The organism is Fibrobacter sp. UWR3 (genome assembly GCF_900143055.1).
Lineage (GTDB): Bacteria > Fibrobacterota > Fibrobacteria > Fibrobacterales > Fibrobacteraceae > Fibrobacter.
In genome coordinates this window covers 447,254-464,888 of the sequence record NZ_FRCW01000002.1, presented here as the reverse complement: position 1 = coordinate 464,888, position 17,635 = coordinate 447,254, and the positions used below count along the sequence as shown (strand labels likewise).

Sequence of the window (17,635 nt, the reverse complement as noted above, 5' to 3'; positions counted from 1 at the left end):
TCGAAAAACTTGTGCTTCCGAATCTCCTCGACCTTCTCCCGAATTAGTTGTTTACTTAACCGACTCATCCCCCTTATGATGCAAGAATCGTGCCAAAAGAAAGGTGGCGAATTTGCGCGAAAAACGACAAGTCCAAAGCTAGGATACCGGTGATTAATCGCTTAAATCACTGATTTATCGGTTTTAATCAGAGGGCCTTCGCGGCGGAGGTCATGGCGAACTTTCCTGTCGCAGATTCGCATTCGGCGCGTAGGTAGGCGAAGTTGTCGAAGTGGATTTCGATGTCGCTACTTGCGGGTGCGGCGACGAGGCTTTCTATGCAGAGTTCCTCTTGCTTCGCGAGCTTGCCGCCTGTAGTGTAGCGGCGCCCGAATATGCGGATGTAGCGGAATGCCCCGCCAAAGTCGTTCGTATTGCGGGCGTGGAATATGATTCCCTTGCTCCCGTGGATGTCGGCACGTTCCCACCAGAGGGCAGGGCCATCGGTGACGTAGCAGTTGTCACCCGCGAAGGCCTCGTTGATGTTTTCTTGCGTGATGACGGTGCCATCGTCACTCCGCAGCCCCGTAGGGGCAAGTGAGTCTACTAAATGATTTGTGGATACGCATGTCTCGCTATGCTCGACTGCGGTATGACGAGGGTGTCTCACCACGGTCCGTACCTTCCCGAAAATATGGTCGCGCGTGTGCCGGAGCGTGCAGAGCGGTGTCGCGACGGATGTGGTGTCGTTCAGGTCGCCGTGCGCATCGTTGCCGCCAATCGGGAGCAAGAAGTTCCCTTTGCCGAGTTCTTCGATCCAGAACTCGCGCCCGAGCTTGAAGCCTTCGTCGCGAATTCCGTTCCAGAACTGCAGCCCGCGTATCTTGTGGGCTGCGTCCAGATTCAGGTCCTTGTGACTCCAGTACCCGCGCCTAAAGATGAATTTCTCGAGCAATCCCATCTGCTGGAAGGGGTGCGCCGCGAAGCAGTGCGCGCCTGTCGCCTGCAGGAGTTGCGGAATCTTCATTGTGGGCTTGTTGTCGAGCCAGTAGCGCCCGCAGTCGCCGAGCCCGGGCAGGTAACCGTCCGGGGCGAGGGCGAGCATGTGAACGTTCTCGCCTTTGCTGTTGCCTGCAGAAACTTCTTCGCCCGCGAGTAGGAGGGGCATGCCTTCGCCGGAAGGGAGCGATGCAATCTCGTCGCGGAGCGCCTGGAAGCGCGGTGCGGGCGAAGGCGCTTCCTTCGTGTAGTCTTCTTCGGAGAATGCGAAATCGTAGGCGTGATCGGTACAGCTCACGAAATCGAGCCCGATGGCCTTTGCCGCCTGTTGCAGTACCGCGGGAGAGGCCCCGTATTCCACGTGGTCGCAGGAGTATCGCGTGTGGCAGTGCATTTCGCCGGCGATAAATCCGGGGGCCTTCGGCGGGTCCTGCGCAAGTACCTGTATCTTTAGCGGGGCGGGTTTTAGCCCGGGCAGGTTCCAGCGGACAAACGTTCTTACTTTGTCTGTAGTACCGTTCGTTGAAGTGTCAATACGGCGGGCAGTCACCTTGCAACGGATATCGTAATTGCCCGCAGGGAGCGTTCCCAGGTTCACAGGGAAAAACCCGAACTGTTCCGTAGCGCGGATATTTAAATCAATATTCCTGGCTGGCACGAAATTTGCGACCGCCAAACTTTTAGCATCCGACAAACTTGCAACACCTGACAAACTTGCTTCATCCGCCAAATCCTTGGAACTTATTTCAACATCCATCTTCTCGATGAGTGTCGGGAACCGGTGCGCGTCACGCGCGACTATCCATAGGGTAGGTTCCGCTCCGGGTATAAACTGGAAGGGCGCGTCCACGATGATTTCGGGCCACGGCCTGTACAGCAGCGACCAAGGCAGCCGGAACTTGAAGTGCGTTTCCGCGTACTGCGGCTTTTCCCCGGGGAGCAGGCTCATTATTCCGCCTTCGGTTGAATCTTTTCTGCAGGCGGTTCGGCCGTGGTTGCCGGTGCAGTTTCAATACCCGTGGCATCTCCGGCATTTTTCTCGGCGGCTTCGCTGCTAGGCGTAGCGTTCTCGACCGGCTTTTCCGCCGGCTTCGGCGCTGCAGTCGTGTCGGCGACGGCTGCTGTGTTTGCTACGGCTGTCGTGTCGGCGACCGGCTTCTGTGCGGTCGTTGAGTCGGCGACGGCAGTCGCGTTGCTCGCCTTTGCATCCTTGCCTTTCGCGACGGCGTCCTCGAGCTTTACTGCGGGCATCTTGATAAGCCCGAAACTCATGCGGATCTGCAGTTGCAGGCCTCCGATATCCCACTTGGCCTTCTCGGTCGGGCCATCCGGAACGATGTCCGCAAACGTTTCCTTCGATTCCACCTTGATGGTGCTGAACCCGATGTCGCCGAACACGTTGAGTCCGTTCCAGCTTGCTATCAGGTACCCGAGGCTCACGCCGAAGCCAGCGCCCCAGGGCTTGTTGTTTGCCTCGAGCTTGCCCCAGGTGGTGTAGATTTCCGTTCCGGGGAGAGTCCAGTACCAGCGTACGGCGACGCTGAACAGTCCGCCGTTCGAAAGCGTGATGAGGTTCCCGGGTATCGCGAGCCTGTATTCCAGGAATGCGGGGACGCCCTGGATGGTGTAACTGTAGTTGTGCGCCTTGTTCTTGCGGTCAGAAAGCACCACCGATTCGTTGTCGTAGATGAACCCTATGCCCGCGCTCAAGAAGTGTCCGTCCGTCACCTGGTACTGTAGGCCTGCCGTGACCGGGAAGCAGAAGTTCACCTTCTGGAAGTTCTGCTTTGCCACGTACAGTGATTCCTCGGCGTCGACCGCCTGTGACTTGAACTCGGCGTAGATGGTGTCGACGGCGTTCTGGAAATACTTGCGCTGGTCAAAACTCAGGAATGAAATGGAAGGCTGCGCAAAAACGGAAAGCCTGGAAAGGTCGCGCGTGGGCTTGGATTCCTCGTCATCGGCGATTGCGCCCGTCGCACAGAGCAGCGTGGCGAATAGCACGAGGATGGACTTGAAACCCGCTTGACGCATAAGAGACCTAGTTCAGCATTTCGCGTTCTTCTTTCAGGATGCGCTTCTTTTCGGAATCCTTCTTCATACGCTTCTCGAATTTTTCTTCGGCCTTCGCGATTTTTTTCTCGGTCTTTTTGAGGAGCTTGTGACCGTCCTTGTCGTCATCCTTGAGTTCGAGCTTCGCCATGTTCAGGTATTCGCGTGCAGCCTCGAACTGGTCGAGGTCGGTGTATGCCTGCGAGGTGAGGAACAACGCTTCCTTGCGGCGCTTGGACTGCTGGTAGGTCTCGAGGAATTCCTTGAAGTAGATGACCGCCGCCTGCGGCTTGTCCATGCGCAGGTAGAGCCTTGCCGTCTGGAATTCCTTCTCGGCGATGCGTTCCACGAGCAGTCCGTAGTAGTAGTTGATGGAGTCACGTAGCGGGGTATCGGGATGGTTCGAGAGGTAACGTTCGAAATCCTTCATGGCGACGGTGGTGTTCGCCTCGTCGCGGCTCACGCGGAATTCCATGTTGAACGAGCAGATGGCCTTCTTGAACTCGGCGGATTCCGCAAACGGGGAGCCGGGGAAGTTCGCGATGAAGCTGCCGTATTCGCCGCGCGCCTCGATCCAGTTTTCCAGGTTGAAGTGACTCTCGGCGAGCAGGAACGAAGTCTGTTCCAGGTAGCCCGTACCGGCACAGTAGCTCATGATTTCTTCGGCCTTGTCGATGACGCGTCCGTACTTTTCCTTCTTGAAGAGCTCTTCGGCCTTGTCGTACTTGTTCTTGCAGAACTGCGTGTGCGTTACCCTGCCCGAAGAATCGGACGAGCAACCGCTTAAAAGGGCTACGCTAAGAAAAATGCTTGAGAACAGTGCTGTCTTTAGGGTCAGTTTCATTTTTTTTCTTCGGTTAATTCTAATTTTTCACCGTTAAAGTAGAAAAAATCGAACGTAAGGAAAAATGATTCTAGTCCGTTATGTGTTGAAAGAGCTTATTGGTCCGTTCCTGGCGGCGCTTTTTGGCATAACGTTTTTGTTTGTTGTCGATTTTCTTGTAAAAATTCTTGATAACGTGCTGTCGAAGGGCCTGCCCGCATCGACGGTGCTCGAAATATTCGCGCTGAACCTCGCATGGATGCTTTCGCTTTCGATTCCGATGGCGGTGCTTGTCGCATGCCTCATGGCTTTCGGGCGCCTTTCGGGCGACCACGAGATTACTGCGGTCAAGGCGGCAGGTGTTTCCCCCTTGTCGCTCATGCGCCCCGTGATGCTTGTGGCCTCGCTCCTTGTGGTGCTCATGATTCTTTTCAACAACTGGGTATTGCCCGAGGCGAACCACCGCTCCGTAGAACTCATGAACGCGGTCTCGCGCAAGAAACCGCACGTGTTTATCGACGCGGGGCGCCTGATCACGCAGTTCCCGGACGTACACCTGTGGGTAAACCGCATCGACCCGGTATCGGGCGTGCTTTACGGCATCCAGGTGTACGAGATGGAAAAGAAGGGCGCGCCGAGGATTGTCTATGCCGACAGTGCGACGCTCGACTACGTGGATAACGGTGCTACCCTCATGTTCAGGCTCCGCAGTGGCGAGACGCATACGGTGGACCCGGACAAGCCCGAGAACTATTTCCGAATCCGCTTCTTCTCGCAGGACCTTGCCCTGCAGAACGTGGACGACCGCCTGGAACGCAGGAGCCGCAGTTACCGCAGTGACCGCGAGATGCCCGTCGAGATGATGATGGACGTGGTGAACGAGGCCCGTGCGAAGTACGATACCGTATCGCAGGTGGCCTTCGAGAAGCGCCTGCCGACCCTCGTCGCGACCCGCGACTACGTGAAGGGCGATAGCATTGTGCCTCAAGACGCAAAGGGAGCGCTGTTCCCTGATTCTGTCCAGAGGCGCAAGTCCCTGCAACGCCTGCGCATGCAGGAGATTTCTGCGTTGCGCAATACGGAGAGGCTGTGGAGCCGCATGGAATCCGAACAGAAGCGGGCCGCGCAGTACCTGGTCGAAATCCACAAGAAGTTCAGCACCTCGTTCGCGTGCTTCATTTTCGTGCTTATCGGTGCTCCCCTCGGTATCATGGCCCGCAAGGGCGGTATCGGTACGGGCATTATCTACAGTCTTGCGTTTTTCGTGATTTACTGGATTTGCCTTATCGGCGGCGAGAACCTGGCCGACCGCCTTATCATCTCGCCGGAACTTGCCATGTGGGCGTCGAACATCATCATCGGCGTGTTCGGCATATTCATTACGGTGGCGATGGTGCGTGACCGCTTTACCGGCGATTCCAAGTTCTTCAGGTTCATGAGGGCGGCGGGCCGCAAGTTCCGCTCCATAGGGAGGGGCCGCGCATGAAGTTTTCAAGGTACCTAGTCTGGAATTTCCTCAAGATGTTCCTTATCGTGACCATCGGTGCCATCTTCATGTTCGCCGTTATTGACTTCGTGGGCAACATCAAGACGTGGCTTGCCCGCGATACGAAGGACGCTCTCGACTACTACTTCTGCTACCTGCCGTACATGCTGTACCTTATCACGCCGGTTTCGATGTTTATCGCGGTGCTGGCTTCGGTGGGTAACATGTCTCGCCATCTCGAGATGAGCGCCATGCAGAGCTCGGGCCAGAGCCCGCTCAAGACGCTGTTCCCGATATTCTTTTTGGGTGTGCTCGCCTCGGTAGGTTCGTACGAGATGAGCGAACACTGGCTGCCCGACGCGAACCACAAGCGCCTCGAAATCATGGAGACGAACGCGCAAAAGAAGAAGAACCCGCGCATCAAGGAAAAGAACGACTTCACGTTTATCGACAGCGAGAAGGCGAGCTGGTTCTTCAAGTTCTATTCGGGCAAGGCGAAGATGGGCCGCGACGTGGTGCTGCTCCTGCGCGAGCAGGGAAGGCTTGCGGAACGTTACGACGCGAAGACGGTGCGCTGGCTCGAACCCGATACCACGAAGCCCGATTCCCTGCGCGAGGAACCGTGCTGGCTGTTCGAACGCGGCATGAAGCGCGTGTTCAACAAGGACGGCTCGGTGACGGTACTGACGTTCCACAGGGAAAAGATGCTCGGGAAGGTGTTTACCCGGCCCGAGGACCTCATCAACGAACGCCAGGTTTCCGACGAGATGGACTCGAAGATGGTGATGGAACGCATCGAGGTGCTGAAACGCTCCGGTGAAGATACGCGTGCCATGGAAACCTCGCTGCACTTCAAGCGCTCGGCCCACTGGATGAACCTGATCGTGCTTCTCATCGGGGCGGCCCTTTGCCACAGGTATAGTCGTTCTGGAGGGCTATCCCAGAAGTTCGGAGTTGGCCTGTTGCTCGTTTTTAGTTATTATATTCTAGAAAGAATCGGATTGAAGATGGGTGAAAACGGGGCGCTGTCGCCATTCCTTGCCGCATGGATAAGCCATTTCCTGTTCGCGGGAGTCGCCTGCTCCATGCTCTACCGTTCATTCCGGCTGTAAGTTTCAGAGGACGCAGATGCAGATGTCGATAATCTTGTTCGTTGTTGCAGGCTTCCTCCTGGGTCTTTCGCTCCAGGGGGGGATGTTCCTGTTCCTGATCCCCTTTGCGGGTGTCGCCGCGGCTCTCGGTTACATGAACCTGCCGCGTATTCCCGGCGGAAAGACCGCGTCGCTCCCTGTGGTGGGGAGTGCAGTGCGCGCTACGGGAATTACCCCTGCCGTCACGCCCGAACTCAAGAATTCCTTCGGGGATTCCGAGACCGATTACAACGAGCCCGGTTCGACCCTCCGTGTAAACCAGGTGTGGGCGCGCGCCGATGCCGACGTGAAAAAAGCCTTCGGCGATATGCTCGAGGGCCTCAAGCGCATTGTCCCGAACGTGCATTCCCTCGTGGTCTTTTCGCCTCTCAATTCCATGAAGGAATGGGGAATCCGCGCGTATGCCTGCTCGAATCCCGAGGCGAAGATTGCGACCGACGTGAAGATTACCGAGAATACGGGCCTTATCAGCCAGCTTTTCCGCCTCGACGTGAACCGCCTGCTCGAGGGCGACCTTTCGGGCGGCAAGCCTCTGCTCTACTACATCGATAACCCGATGATCAAGTCCGTAGTCGCGGTCCCGATGCTTGACCGCGGCAAGAACCGCGTGGGTGCTGTCGTGATGGATTCGCTCTACCCGAGTGCGTTCAACCAGCATACGGCGCAGGCGCTTACCTACATCGCGAGCACGCTCTATACGCTCTATTTCAAGAGTTTTGTTTCGGCGAAGAACTACATCGAGCAGCAGCAGTTCAGCGTGCTGTACCATTACCAGCACCAGTTCTTCAAGAACATGTCGGTGAAGGAAATCTACCGCCAGATTTCGGAATACGTGAAGGGCAACATTCCCTTCGACCGCATGATGATTCTGGCCCTCGACCGCCAGAACGACTACAACCTGCACCAGGAACGTACGGGCCGCGTAGTGAGCTGCTACGGTATCGATGCCGACCAGTTCGAGAACAAGACATTTACGCTTTCCGACAAGGGCCTTGCGATTCTCGCGCTGTACCATAACCGTCCGGTAGAACGCACGTTCAACCAGTCGGCGTTCAATGCGTACATCCCGCGTATCGACAGCCAGGAAAAGAAGAACATGGATATCCGCCAACTGTTCGTGATGCCGGTGCCTTCCGACGCGAACGCGGAACAGGCGGAACTCGCCATCTGTCTCGAAAGCCGCCGGAGCGACCGCTATTCCGAACACGAGATGAACCTGCTCAAGGCTTTTGCGGGTGTTGCGGGTTTTGCGTATGCGCGTGCCTGCCAGGTGGAACGCGACAAGGACCTCGCGACGCGCGACGGCCTTACCGGGCTTATCAACCACCGTACGCTCCACGAGAACCTGCGTACCGAGAAGATTCGAGCCGACCGCCAGAAGTACAATATCGGCGTGCTCATGATGGATATCGACCACTTCAAGAACGTGAACGATACCTACGGCCACCCCATCGGCGATGTGGTCATCAAGGGAATCGCGGGTGCCATCAGTGGCGAAATCCGCAAGGAAATAGACATTGTCGCCCGTTACGGTGGCGAGGAGTTTGTCGTTGGCCTTGTCGATACGACCCCCGAAGGGATGATCGAGACGGCGGAACGCATTCGCCATGCGGTAATGAAGCTCGAGTTCGACGTGCACCAGCAGGACCCCCTCCGCGTGACCGTGAGCATCGGCGCCTTCCTCGTGACGCCCGACTTCCACGACATGAAGAAGGCGGTGACCTATGCGGACCAGGCGCTCTACAAGGCGAAGGAAGGCGGCCGCAACCAGGTTATCCAGTACACCGACAAGACGGCCGAGCACGTTGCCGTTGAGCAGGGAGTCTAGTCGTGTTTACGTTGCTTGACTGGGTAGTGCTTGCTGCCTACCTGTTGCTTTCGCTGTTTATTGGCCTGTGGGTTTCCCGCGGTAACAAGAATCTCAAGGAATACATGTTCGGTGGTGGTTCCATGCCGTGGGTCGCCGTGGGCATAAGCCTCATCGCGACATCCGTGAGCGCGACGACATTCCTTGGTGCTCCAGCCGACGTGTACGGCGACAACATGACGTTCCTCATGTTCCAGATTGGCGCTCTCCTGAGCATCGTCGTCGTGGGCTTTGTGTTCATTCCTCGGTTCCGCACGTCGGGCATTTCCAGCGCGTACGAACTTTTCGAAGTGCGTTTCGGCTCGAAGGCTGTGCGCCGGCTTGCCGCGGTGTTCTACAGTCTGCACCTGCTGTTGCGTACGGGTATATTGCTTTATGCGCCCTCGCTCGTGCTGGCGCAAATCCTGCACATAGACTTGAAACTGGCCATTGTCGTTTCTGCCGCGGTCGCGATTTTCTACACGTGGTTCGGCGGTATCAGGGCCGTCATCTGGACCGATGTGATGCAGTTCTGCGTGTTCTTTGGCGGTGGCGTCCTGGTGCTCGTGCTTATCTCGAACGCGGTAGGCGGTTTCGGCGAGATGGCGGCCATGGCGAGCGAGGCCGGCAAGACAAAGTGGTGGGACGCCTCGATGGATGTATCCAACGCGCGCACGCTTATTTCTGCGGGCTTCGCGTATGCCGTTCTCGAAATTGCGATACGCGGGTGTGACCAGCAGTTTGTACAACGTTATCTGAGCTGCAAGGACGTGAAGGCGGCGAACCGCTCGAGCGTGCTTTCGATGGTGCTCGGCTGCTTTGTCTCGATTCTTTTCTACTGGGTGGGCGCCGCTCTTTACGTTTATTATCAGAAGGCGCATGTCGCTAGCCTCCCCGAAAGTGTCGGGCAGAACGACGTGTTCCCGTACTTTATCGTGAACGGCCTTCCGTCTGGTGTGACGGGCTTGATTGTTGCCGCCATTTGCGCGGCGGCCATGAGCAGCCTTTCTAGTTCCATCAATTCGCTCAGCAATACGTCCGAACGCGATTTCCTCGGCTGGGACGAATCTGCGGGAATGGGCGGGCTCAAGCGTGCTAAAATTTGGACGGTGGTCTGGGGCGTACTCGGCGTGTTCTTTGCGCTCTTTGCCGCAACGCAGCAGGGGAGCCTCCTCAAGAACGCCCTCTTCTTTACGGGACTTTTTACAGGCCCGCTTCTCGGCATGTTCCTCCTCGCGTTCTTCGTGAAGGGCCTCAAGAGCTGGCAGGTGATTGCCTCCGTACTTTGCGGCATGGGGAGCCTCGTGCTTATCCAGGGTATTCCCGCCTTTGGCGTGCCTGCCGTTTTTGATAAAGTCTTCAGCTGGCCGTGGATGCCGTTCATCAGCATGACGACCACCGTGTTCGTCGCCGTCGTGCTCAAGTTTGCGGCGCTCCTGTTCGCGAAGAAATAAGGTGATTTCCAAAAAAAAGGAGGTCTGAACGATGATTGCAAAACTGCTTAACATCATCTGTCTCGTGTTGCTGATTGCCTGCGCGTGCGTCCTTATCCGCACAGTGAAGGCCGAACCCTCTGTTGTACCTGCGGTTTCTTCTGATGGTACGACGGTGTACGACGTCCCGAAAATCGAGGTCTCGGTTTCGGAGTCCAAGAAGTTTGCCGCCGACAAGTTCGAGATGGGCTTTAGCCTCGAAATCCGCGGCAGGGACAAGGAAACTGTAACTAGGCGTCTGGCCGAACGCCGTTCGGTGATTTTCGAAAACGTGAAGTCGCTTGAAATTCCGCAGTCCAACGTGGAGCAGAACAGCGTGGATGTCCGCAAGGATTGGTCGTACCGTAGTGGAAAGCGCGAACTTGTCGGTTACGTGGCCACGCAGAATTTTGTCGTTACGGTAAATCGCAAAATTGATGCCGCCGCTCTTGTGCAGGCGCTTGCGGCCGAGCCGGATGTCGAAATCCATAGGACGGCGGCCCAGCTTAAGGATGTCGATGGCGTCCAGTCGCAGGTTATCAAGGCTGCGGGCAAGAAGGCGCTGGCGAAGGCTCGCGACTATGCCGAAGGTGTTGACGCCAAGCTCGGTCGCGTTCTCCAGATTAACGGGGAAGGCGGCGGAATTACCTACAATCGCAGGTACCGCACGAATGGCCTCATGATGGCGAAAGCGGCGATGCTGGACGGCGCTGCCGAAATGGGCCCCGACGAAAACGCCATCGCCGATTCCGTCGAGGTCAGCGCTTTTGTCCGTATTGTCGTGGAACTGAAGTAACCCCCAAAACTACTGCTCAAACTGCGGTTCCTTGTCAACCCGCTGGGGCGAAAATAGCCCCTTTTTGGGGGTGTGAATAGTTTTCCGGAACCCCCGAAACGGCTAAATGTTTGTGCCATAGGGAGTTGGATTTTTCAAAACCCGACCAGCGGTCGAGGTCCGGCTACAACCATTTTACAAGTTGTTGATAAGTTTTTCGTATTATTACAAAAAAATTACTGTTTTTTTGAAAAAAATCATTCTTTTGCCAAAATGTTTTATTATCTTATTACCTACATCTTGTGGTGGCGGTTCGACCTCTTGCACAAGATGTAGTGTGTTGAACTTTTTTTTGGATTGGTATGATTTTTACAGTTAGGAAGCGTGACGGCCGCGAAATGCCGTTCAACATCGAGAAGATTTCTGACGCCATTATCAAGGCCTTCCGCGCCTCTGGCGAACTCAACGAACAGATCAAGGCATCCCAGGAACAGATTGACCTGCTTGGCCACGAAGACGTTTTGAGCAGTACTGCTCTAAAGGTAGCCGCCTACGCCGTGGGCCGCCTCGAGGCCGAAGGCAAGACCAAGCCGGACATCGAAGAGATCCAGGACGCGGTCGAAAAGGCGCTTACCGACAACAACTACGCCGATACCGCCAAGAGCTACATCCTGTACCGTGCCGAGCGTACCCGCATCCGCGAGGTGAACACCCGACTCATGCACACGCTCCGCGACATCACGTTCAGTTCCGCGAAGGAATCCGACCTCAAGCGCGAGAACGCGAACATCGACGGCGATACCGCGATGGGCACGATGCTCAAGTACGGTAGCGAATCTGCGAAGCACTTCTACACGATGATGATGCTCAAGCCCGAGCACAGCCGCGCCCACATGGATGGCGATATCCATATCCACGACCTGGATTTCTACTCGCTCACCATGACGTGCTGCCAGATTGACCTTATTAAGTTGTTCAAAAACGGCTTCAATACCGGTCACGGCCACCTCCGCGAACCGAAGGATATCCGCAGCTACGCTGCCCTCGCGGCGATTGCCATACAAAGTAACCAGAACGACCAGCACGGCGGCCAGTCGGTGCCGAACTTTGACTACGCGATGGCGAACGGCGTGCGCATTACCTACCGCAAGGCCTACCTCTCTAACATGGTAAAGGCCCTCATCCTCTTCACCGGCAAGGAAGAAGAGGAAATCATGCCTATCGTGAAGAAGCTCCATTCCGAAATGGAACAGATGGGCATGGTGGCGACCCTCGTGCCGAACGAGAAGTTTGTGGAAACCGAAGCCCGTGAACTTTCCAAGACCTTCGATACCGAGATGGTGATGAAGGCCCAGAAGTTTGCCGAGAAGCAGGCTTACGAAGAGACTGACAGGGCTACCTTCCAGGCGATGGAAGCGTTTGTCCACAACCTGAACTCCATGCACAGCCGCGCCGGTGCGCAGACTCCGTTCTCTAGCATCAACTACGGTATGTGCACCGATCCGGAAGCCCGCATGGTCATGCGTAACCTCCTCCTCACTACGGACGAGGGCCTGGGCGGTGGCGAGACTGCCATCTTCCCGATCCAGATTTTCCGCGTGAAGAAGGGCGTGAACCTCAACGAGGGCGACCCGAACTACGACCTGTTCAAGCTTGCCTGCAAGGTGAGCGCGAAGCGTCTGTTCCCGAACTTCAGTTTCCAGGATGCTCCGTACAACCTGCAGTACTACAAGGAAGGCCACCCGGAAACCGAAATTTCGTACATGGGCTGCCGTACCCGCGTTATCGGCAACAACTACGACCCGACCCGCGAAATCTCTTACGGCCGTGGCAACCTGAGCTTCACCTCCATCAACCTTCCGCGCATCGCCATCAAGATGCGCTCGGTTGACCTGTTCTTCAAGGAACTCGACCGCATGCTGCAGCTCGTGAGCGACCAGCTCATGGAACGCTTCGCCGTGCAGAGCCGCCGCAAGGTCAAGAACTTCCCGTTCCTCATGGGGCAGGGCGTGTGGATTGATTCCGACAAGCTCGGCTGGGAAGACACGGTGGGCGAGGTCATCAAGCACGGTACGCTCTCCATCGGCTTTATCGGCCTTGCCGAAACGCTCGTCATGCTTACGGGCAAGCACCACGGCGAATCCGAAGCCAGCCAGGAACTCGGCCTCAAGATTATTGGCCACATGCGCGACTTCTGCGACAAGGAAAGTAAGCGCCTCGGCCTCAACTTCAGCTTGCTCGCTACGCCGGCGGAAGGCCTTTCGGGCCGCTTCGTCCGCATGGACAAGAAGAAGTATGGCATTATCCCGGGCGTTACCGACCGCGACTACTACACCAACTCGTTCCACGTGCCGGTGTACTACAAGATTTCGGCCTTCAAGAAGCTCGCTCTCGAGGCCCCGTACCACGCGCTCACCAACGCGGGCCACATCAGCTACATCGAGCTTGACGGCGACCCGACGCAGAACCTCGACGCTTTCGAGAAGATCGTGCGCTACATGGCCGAGGTGGGTATCGGTTACGGTTCCATCAACCACCCGGTTGACCGCGACCCGGTCTGCGGTTTCGTGGGAGTCATCGGTGACACCTGCCCCCGTTGCGGACGTAGCGAAGGCCATTACATTTCTGAAGAAAAACTGAACGAACTCCGGAAGAAGTTTCCGGGAATGCCTGCTTTCCGTGGCATTAGATAAACCATTTTAACCAAGGAGTAAAAACATGTCCGAAAAAGAAAAATCTCTCTATGGCGAAGGCGTGTGCTTCGAACGCATCCGCCGCATCACGGGTTACCTCGTGGGTACGGTTGACCGTTTCAACAACGCAAAGCGTGCCGAAGTGAACGACCGCGTGAAGCACGGCGTATAACATGGACGAATACCCGCGTTTGCGGATTGCCGGTATCGAGCCCGAATCTTTCGTGGACGGTCCCGGAATCCGCATGGTAGTGTTTACCCAGGGGTGCCATCACAATTGCCCCGGGTGCCAGAACCCTCAGACCCACGATTTCAACGGGGGTCGTTTTATTGATATCGAGGAAATCCTCTCGATGCTCGACGAGAACCCGCTTCTGGACGGTGTCACGTTCAGCGGTGGCGACCCGATGGACCAGGCTGCGGCGCTCATCCCGCTTGCAAGCGCCATCAAGGACCGCGACAAGAATCTCGTGATTTTCACGGGATACACGTTCGAGTACCTGCAGCAGCACTGGGAGGAAAAACCGGAATTTCTGGAACTGCTCTCGTATGCCGATATCCTCATCGACGGCCCGTTCGTCATGGCGAAAAAGTCGCTCGAACTCAAGTTCCGCGGGTCCAGCAACCAGCGCATTATCAACGTGCAGAAGAGCCTTTCCGAAGGGCACGTGGTGTTGCACAGGATTCAGCTTCAGGAGATGGAAGAACATCCGGACTGGCATTTTGGGTAAAAAACGCCTTTTTGTGGGATTAAGGCATTCCCGTAGCAAAAAAACAAGTTCTCGCCCGGTAAAGGCGGGAATTTTTAATTTATATTAAGAAAACAAAATGTTTAGGGCCTTAAAGGGAGGAAATCCATGAAAAAATTGTTTGTCGGCTGTGTTGCCGTCTCTTTTGCCGCGATGCTTGCGGCTTGCGGTGACGATTCTTCGTCCACTTCCCCGGATACTTCCGGAAACGAAAGTTCTTCCTCGTCTGCCGTCATCCTGAGTGGCGACAGCCACGATAATTCGGCAGGCTCATCGGCCGGATCCGGTCTGTCGTCTTCCAGCGAACTTCCGCCCGACACGGCGTGCTGCAAGGTAAAGGAGTCTTCTTCTTCAGTCGCTTCGAGCGAAAGTCGCTCCCTGGTCTCGGGAGGCGTCTGGCCGCAGTTTCTCTGGGACGGTTCCGCTGATGAGGAAGGTCGCGTAGTGACCGGAAGTGACGGTGAAATGGCGGGATATTGGTATGAAATCAACGACATTGACGATGGCGGCTCCTCGAAGTTTACCCTTCCGCCGGACATTAAAAAAGCGTGTGACGAAAACTGGTATACCGGCACCTGCTACGAATTCATGATGGAAACCTATGGCGGAATAAAGGAAAAGGTTGTTTTGGGCACTGGTGCGGAAAATCCGCACGTAGGCCTCGGCTTTAACATCCTGAACGAGGAACAAGAAGGTGCCGATGTCTCGGAATGGGGTGGCCTCTGCCTGGAATACTCTTCTGGACTCGATTTCAATGTCTGGCTTCAGGCAGAAGATGGTACCTTGACGACTGACTGTCAACTAGTTTACCGTCTAGGCGCTTCGGATTCCGTGAAAACTGTCGATATCCCGTGGAGCAAGTTCGGGTCGAGTTGCGGTTTTGGAGTGCCCATGGATGCGTCTAAGGTCCTTGCGAATGCGGCGGCGGTCCACCTGCGGTTCGAAGGCAAGGCGGGAGATACGGGTGATTTCCTTCTCAAGAAAATCGGGTCGCTCGGGCAGTGCGGCTCCGGTAGCGCTCCGGTGTCTTCGTCCGCGGTTGCGCCGAAGTCCTCTTCGTCCACCGTCCCGGCGTCATCTTCTAGTGCCAAGCTCATTATCGGGAACATGCTCTGGGATGGCTATAACGACCGTGGCGCAGGTCAAGTCGAAACGGGTAGCGATGAGAAAACTTCGGGTTTCTGGTATGAATTTAACGATCGCGTTAAAGGAGGGACTTCTGCACTTCAGTTCCCGTCCGATGTTGATACGCTAATTTATGGTTCTCCGTTCCCGGAACTCATTAAAAAACGCCACGGAATTGAGTTGGGAGTCAAGTTCGGAGAAGGCTACGAAAAGCCGTATGCGGGTGTGGCTTTCAATGTCTGGAACGAAGAACAGGAAGGTGGGAGTGTTTCTCCGTGGGGCGGAATTTGCCTTCAGTACAAATCATCTATTGATTTCGAGATCGAGCTTGGTCTTGAAGACGGAGCAATCCCGACGATGGGGTCGTGTAGCTTTGTGGCGAGCGTTCCGGCTTCTACAAGTGAAAAAATCAGCGATTTTGTCTGGGAAAAGTTCAAGAACAACTGCGGTGCTGGCGTAAGCCCCGATTTAACGGATGCCTTGAAAAAGGTTGCTTCTGTTAGGCTGAAGTTCTCGGGCGCGGCCGGGACTACGGGAGATTTCTTAATTCAGCGAATCGGGGCCGTGGGCATGTGTCGCGATATGATACCTGTCGGGCCGTAAGCAAGAAAGAGTTAGTTTGTATGTAGTCTTGCCCTGAAAGGGACAGGGCTTTTTTTAGAGCGGGAAAAGCGTGCTAAACGAGTGTCGCAGAAAAATGCTTGCATTTTTCTATGACCGAGTGACGCCGCGGACGCCTATACGAAACTTGCCTCTTTAGAGGCTTAGTTGAGTTATCCCCTTTGGGGAGAAGGCGTCAAAAGGGAACGCGGGAAAAGGGAATGTTGCCAATCAGGCTCTGCTGCGCGATTAATTGAGGAGCGGGAAAAGGGAATGTTAGCCCGCAAAACTCCTTGCTACGCAAGGTTGCGGTCTAACCCTACGGGCTCGATGCTCGTTGCACTCGCATCAAGCTCATAAAGTGCCTATCGTATGCGCTTCGCGCACGGCACCTTATGCCGCACCCTCTTCGAGGGTCCGGTCCCTTCCGCGAATAAACGAAAAAAGACACCGTAAAGGTGTCATTTTCGTTTAGAGCGGGAAAAGGGACTACTCGGCTTCGGGCGCTCGCTACGCGAGCCGAAGCCTCGCCCTACGGGCTTGAGGCTTGCGCCTCAAGTGCTGAAATTTTTCAGTTATGCTCACGATGTTCGCATGTGAAAAATTTCAGTCGCACCCTCTTCTCGGCTCCGAGTTCCTTTTTATCCCGGCACATAAAAAAAGAAAACCACCCAGAAGGGTGGTTTCTTTTTTTAGAGCGGGAAAAGGGACTCGGACCCTCGACCCCGACCTTGGCAAGGTCGTGCTCTACCAACTGAGCTATTCCCGCGAGGTGAGACCAATTATAGAATATTAATTTAGACTTGTCAAGGGCCTTTGCAAAGAAAATATCAAAATTTCGTGTTTTTTTCCGCGTAATTCGAAAAAACCTTCCTTTTTGCTCATGTACCCGTGCGGGAACGGCTTCGGCAGCACGTTGTAGAGGTCTTCCGAGATAAGGAATTCCTGGCCGAGCCTCGCGCAGAGCGACTGTATGCGGCTCGTGGTGTTGAGGACGTCGCCGTGGTAGGCCATCTCGCTGCCGAAGTTCCCGACCTCGGTGGTCACGACGGTCCCGCAGTGCGCCCCGGCCTTGAACTTGGGCGCGGCACCGTATTTCTTGATGAATTTCGGGCTTATGCGCTCCAGGCACTCGCAAAAGTCGAAGAAGCAGTCGATGGGTCGCGCCCTGTTCCTGCAGGCAGAAATGGGCCAGGTGAGGAACGCCCCGTCGCCTGCAATCTGGTAGATCTGCCCGCGGTTCTCCTCGCAGCAGTTCGAGAGGAACTTGTAGTAGTCCTTCATGAAGTTGCTGTACTTCACGTGCCCGAGTTCCTCGGCGAGCGCGGTGGAATGCCGCAGGTCTATGAACATGAAAATCAGGTTTTCCTCGAGCGGTTCCTGCGACTTGCCCAGGAGCGTATTCCAGAACACGCGCGTACCGAATTTCTTGTGCACGCTCCTCACGAACGTGATGAGGTAGGCCACCAGGAAGAACGTTATGACCTGCGCCTGTTCCGAGGGGCTGTGTATGGCGTCCATGAGGGCGTAGAAGCCGTCCTCGTTCATAAGGCCTTCTCCGCTCTTGATGCGCAGCAGGAGTATGCAGAGAATCTTGCTCGTGATTATCGCCGCAAGGAAGTACAGCGAGCGTATGAGCAGGGAATGCCACACCGGGCGGCAGTCCATCTCGTCCTTTAGGATAAGGATGTCGTAGACCCCGTGCGAAAAGCCCATGAACAGCGCGAACTGCAGCATCTGGAGCACGATTCCCAGGTCGAAGTAGCCGCGCTCGGCGTACGTGACAAGCATGGAAATCCCCACTGAAGCGAGTATCCAGCAGAGCACGTAGAAGCAGACGGCGTTGAACTTTCTTTCGGTTTGGCGGGTCAGGGTTATCATGGGG

At 55.7% G+C, this 17,635-nt stretch carries 13 protein-coding genes and 1 tRNA gene; 9 read left to right on the top strand and 5 right to left on the bottom strand.

From position 1 onward, the window contains the following. Nucleotides 1-187: 187 nt before the first annotated feature. Genes BUA44_RS04120 through BUA44_RS04110 form a run of 3 tightly spaced genes read right to left on the bottom strand, consistent with a single transcriptional unit; the run spans nucleotide 188 to nucleotide 3,874 of the window. The gene (locus tag BUA44_RS04120) at nucleotides 188-1,927 is read right to left on the bottom strand and encodes a PHP domain-containing protein (RefSeq protein WP_072808854.1); all 1,740 of its coding nucleotides are present in this window, start codon (nucleotides 1,925-1,927) and stop codon (nucleotides 188-190) included. Next, nucleotides 1,927-3,012 carry a hypothetical protein gene (locus tag BUA44_RS04115; protein ID WP_072808852.1) on the bottom strand — a complete coding sequence of 362 codons (1,086 nt, stop codon included), beginning with the start codon at nucleotides 3,010-3,012 and terminating at the stop codon, nucleotides 1,927-1,929. The genes BUA44_RS04120 and BUA44_RS04115 overlap by 1 nt, the downstream gene beginning before the upstream one ends. Nucleotides 3,013-3,019: 7 nt before the next feature. After that, nucleotides 3,020-3,874 carry an outer membrane protein assembly factor BamD gene (locus BUA44_RS04110; RefSeq protein WP_072808850.1) on the bottom strand — a complete coding sequence of 285 codons (855 nt, stop codon included), beginning with the start codon at nucleotides 3,872-3,874 and terminating at the stop codon, nucleotides 3,020-3,022. An 82-nt stretch (nucleotides 3,875-3,956) separates the two neighbouring features. On the opposite strand from BUA44_RS04110, the gene BUA44_RS04105 reads away from it, so the two are divergent. The 9 genes from BUA44_RS04105 (at nucleotide 3,957) to BUA44_RS04065 (ending at nucleotide 15,753) form a co-directional block, all read left to right on the top strand. Then, on the top strand, nucleotides 3,957-5,339 hold the full coding sequence (locus BUA44_RS04105) for an LptF/LptG family permease (protein WP_255370453.1): 1,383 nt from the start codon (nucleotides 3,957-3,959) through the stop codon (nucleotides 5,337-5,339). Next, nucleotides 5,336-6,451, top strand: a complete 1,116-nt coding sequence (locus BUA44_RS04100) for an LptF/LptG family permease (protein ID WP_072808846.1) — start codon at nucleotides 5,336-5,338, stop codon at nucleotides 6,449-6,451. Before BUA44_RS04105 ends, BUA44_RS04100 begins: the two co-directional genes overlap by 4 nt. 16 nt (nucleotides 6,452-6,467) lie before the next feature. Continuing rightward, complete coding sequence (locus BUA44_RS04095; RefSeq protein ID WP_072808844.1) at nucleotides 6,468-8,318, top strand: sensor domain-containing diguanylate cyclase; 1,851 nt, start codon at nucleotides 6,468-6,470, stop codon at nucleotides 8,316-8,318. Between the two features lie 2 nt (nucleotides 8,319-8,320). Further along, nucleotides 8,321-9,790 (top strand): sodium:solute symporter, encoded by a 1,470-nt coding sequence (locus tag BUA44_RS04090; RefSeq protein ID WP_072808842.1) that lies wholly within the window; start codon nucleotides 8,321-8,323, stop codon nucleotides 9,788-9,790. Nucleotides 9,791-9,821: 31 nt separating this feature from the next. After that, a complete protein-coding gene (locus BUA44_RS04085; protein ID WP_072808840.1) occupies nucleotides 9,822-10,604 on the top strand; it encodes an SIMPL domain-containing protein in 783 nt (260 codons plus the stop codon). Between the two features lie 341 nt (nucleotides 10,605-10,945). Beyond that, entirely contained in the window at nucleotides 10,946-13,276 is a 2,331-nt protein-coding gene (locus tag BUA44_RS04080) for an anaerobic ribonucleoside triphosphate reductase (protein ID WP_072808838.1), read from the top strand. A gap of 25 nt (nucleotides 13,277-13,301) precedes the next feature. Then, nucleotides 13,302-13,448: an anaerobic ribonucleoside-triphosphate reductase gene (gene nrdD / locus BUA44_RS04075; RefSeq protein WP_072808836.1), complete on the top strand. Its 147-nt coding sequence runs from the start codon at nucleotides 13,302-13,304 to the stop codon at nucleotides 13,446-13,448. A 1-nt stretch (nucleotide 13,449) separates the two neighbouring features. Further along, entirely contained in the window at nucleotides 13,450-14,007 is a 558-nt protein-coding gene (gene nrdG / locus BUA44_RS04070) for an anaerobic ribonucleoside-triphosphate reductase activating protein (protein WP_072808834.1), read from the top strand. Nucleotides 14,008-14,133: 126 nt separating this feature from the next. After that, nucleotides 14,134-15,753, top strand: coding sequence for a hypothetical protein (locus BUA44_RS04065; RefSeq protein ID WP_072808832.1), 1,620 nt, complete (start codon nucleotides 14,134-14,136; stop codon nucleotides 15,751-15,753). Between the two features lie 693 nt (nucleotides 15,754-16,446). Here BUA44_RS04065 and BUA44_RS04060 read toward each other — a convergent pair. Both BUA44_RS04060 and BUA44_RS04055 read right to left on the bottom strand, forming a co-directional pair. After that, nucleotides 16,447-16,519, bottom strand: a tRNA-Gly gene (locus BUA44_RS04060). A 23-nt stretch (nucleotides 16,520-16,542) separates the two neighbouring features. Continuing rightward, nucleotides 16,543-17,631 carry an adenylate/guanylate cyclase domain-containing protein gene (locus BUA44_RS04055; protein ID WP_072808830.1) on the bottom strand — a complete coding sequence of 363 codons (1,089 nt, stop codon included), beginning with the start codon at nucleotides 17,629-17,631 and terminating at the stop codon, nucleotides 16,543-16,545. Between the last annotated feature and the right edge of the window lie 4 nt (nucleotides 17,632-17,635).

What these genes read in the sequence shown, in the direction of transcription:
- BUA44_RS04080 (WP_072808838.1), top strand. Translation starts at nt 10,946, where the DNA reads ATGATTTTTACAGTTAGGAAGCGTGACGGCCGCGAAATGCCGTTCAAC.
- nrdD (WP_072808836.1), top strand. Translation starts at nt 13,302, where the DNA reads ATGTCCGAAAAAGAAAAATCTCTCTATGGCGAAGGCGTGTGCTTCGAA.
- BUA44_RS04055 (WP_072808830.1), bottom strand. Translation starts at nt 17,631, where the DNA reads ATGATAACCCTGACCCGCCAAACCGAAAGAAAGTTCAACGCCGTCTGC.
- BUA44_RS04110 (WP_072808850.1), bottom strand. Translation starts at nt 3,874, where the DNA reads ATGAAACTGACCCTAAAGACAGCACTGTTCTCAAGCATTTTTCTTAGC.
- BUA44_RS04095 (WP_072808844.1), top strand. Translation starts at nt 6,468, where the DNA reads ATGCAGATGTCGATAATCTTGTTCGTTGTTGCAGGCTTCCTCCTGGGT.
- BUA44_RS04115 (WP_072808852.1), bottom strand. Translation starts at nt 3,012, where the DNA reads ATGCGTCAAGCGGGTTTCAAGTCCATCCTCGTGCTATTCGCCACGCTG.
- BUA44_RS04085 (WP_072808840.1), top strand. Translation starts at nt 9,822, where the DNA reads ATGATTGCAAAACTGCTTAACATCATCTGTCTCGTGTTGCTGATTGCC.
- BUA44_RS04100 (WP_072808846.1), top strand. Translation starts at nt 5,336, where the DNA reads ATGAAGTTTTCAAGGTACCTAGTCTGGAATTTCCTCAAGATGTTCCTT.
- nrdG (WP_072808834.1), top strand. Translation starts at nt 13,450, where the DNA reads ATGGACGAATACCCGCGTTTGCGGATTGCCGGTATCGAGCCCGAATCT.
- BUA44_RS04065 (WP_072808832.1), top strand. Translation starts at nt 14,134, where the DNA reads ATGAAAAAATTGTTTGTCGGCTGTGTTGCCGTCTCTTTTGCCGCGATG.
- BUA44_RS04120 (WP_072808854.1), bottom strand. Translation starts at nt 1,927, where the DNA reads ATGAGCCTGCTCCCCGGGGAAAAGCCGCAGTACGCGGAAACGCACTTC.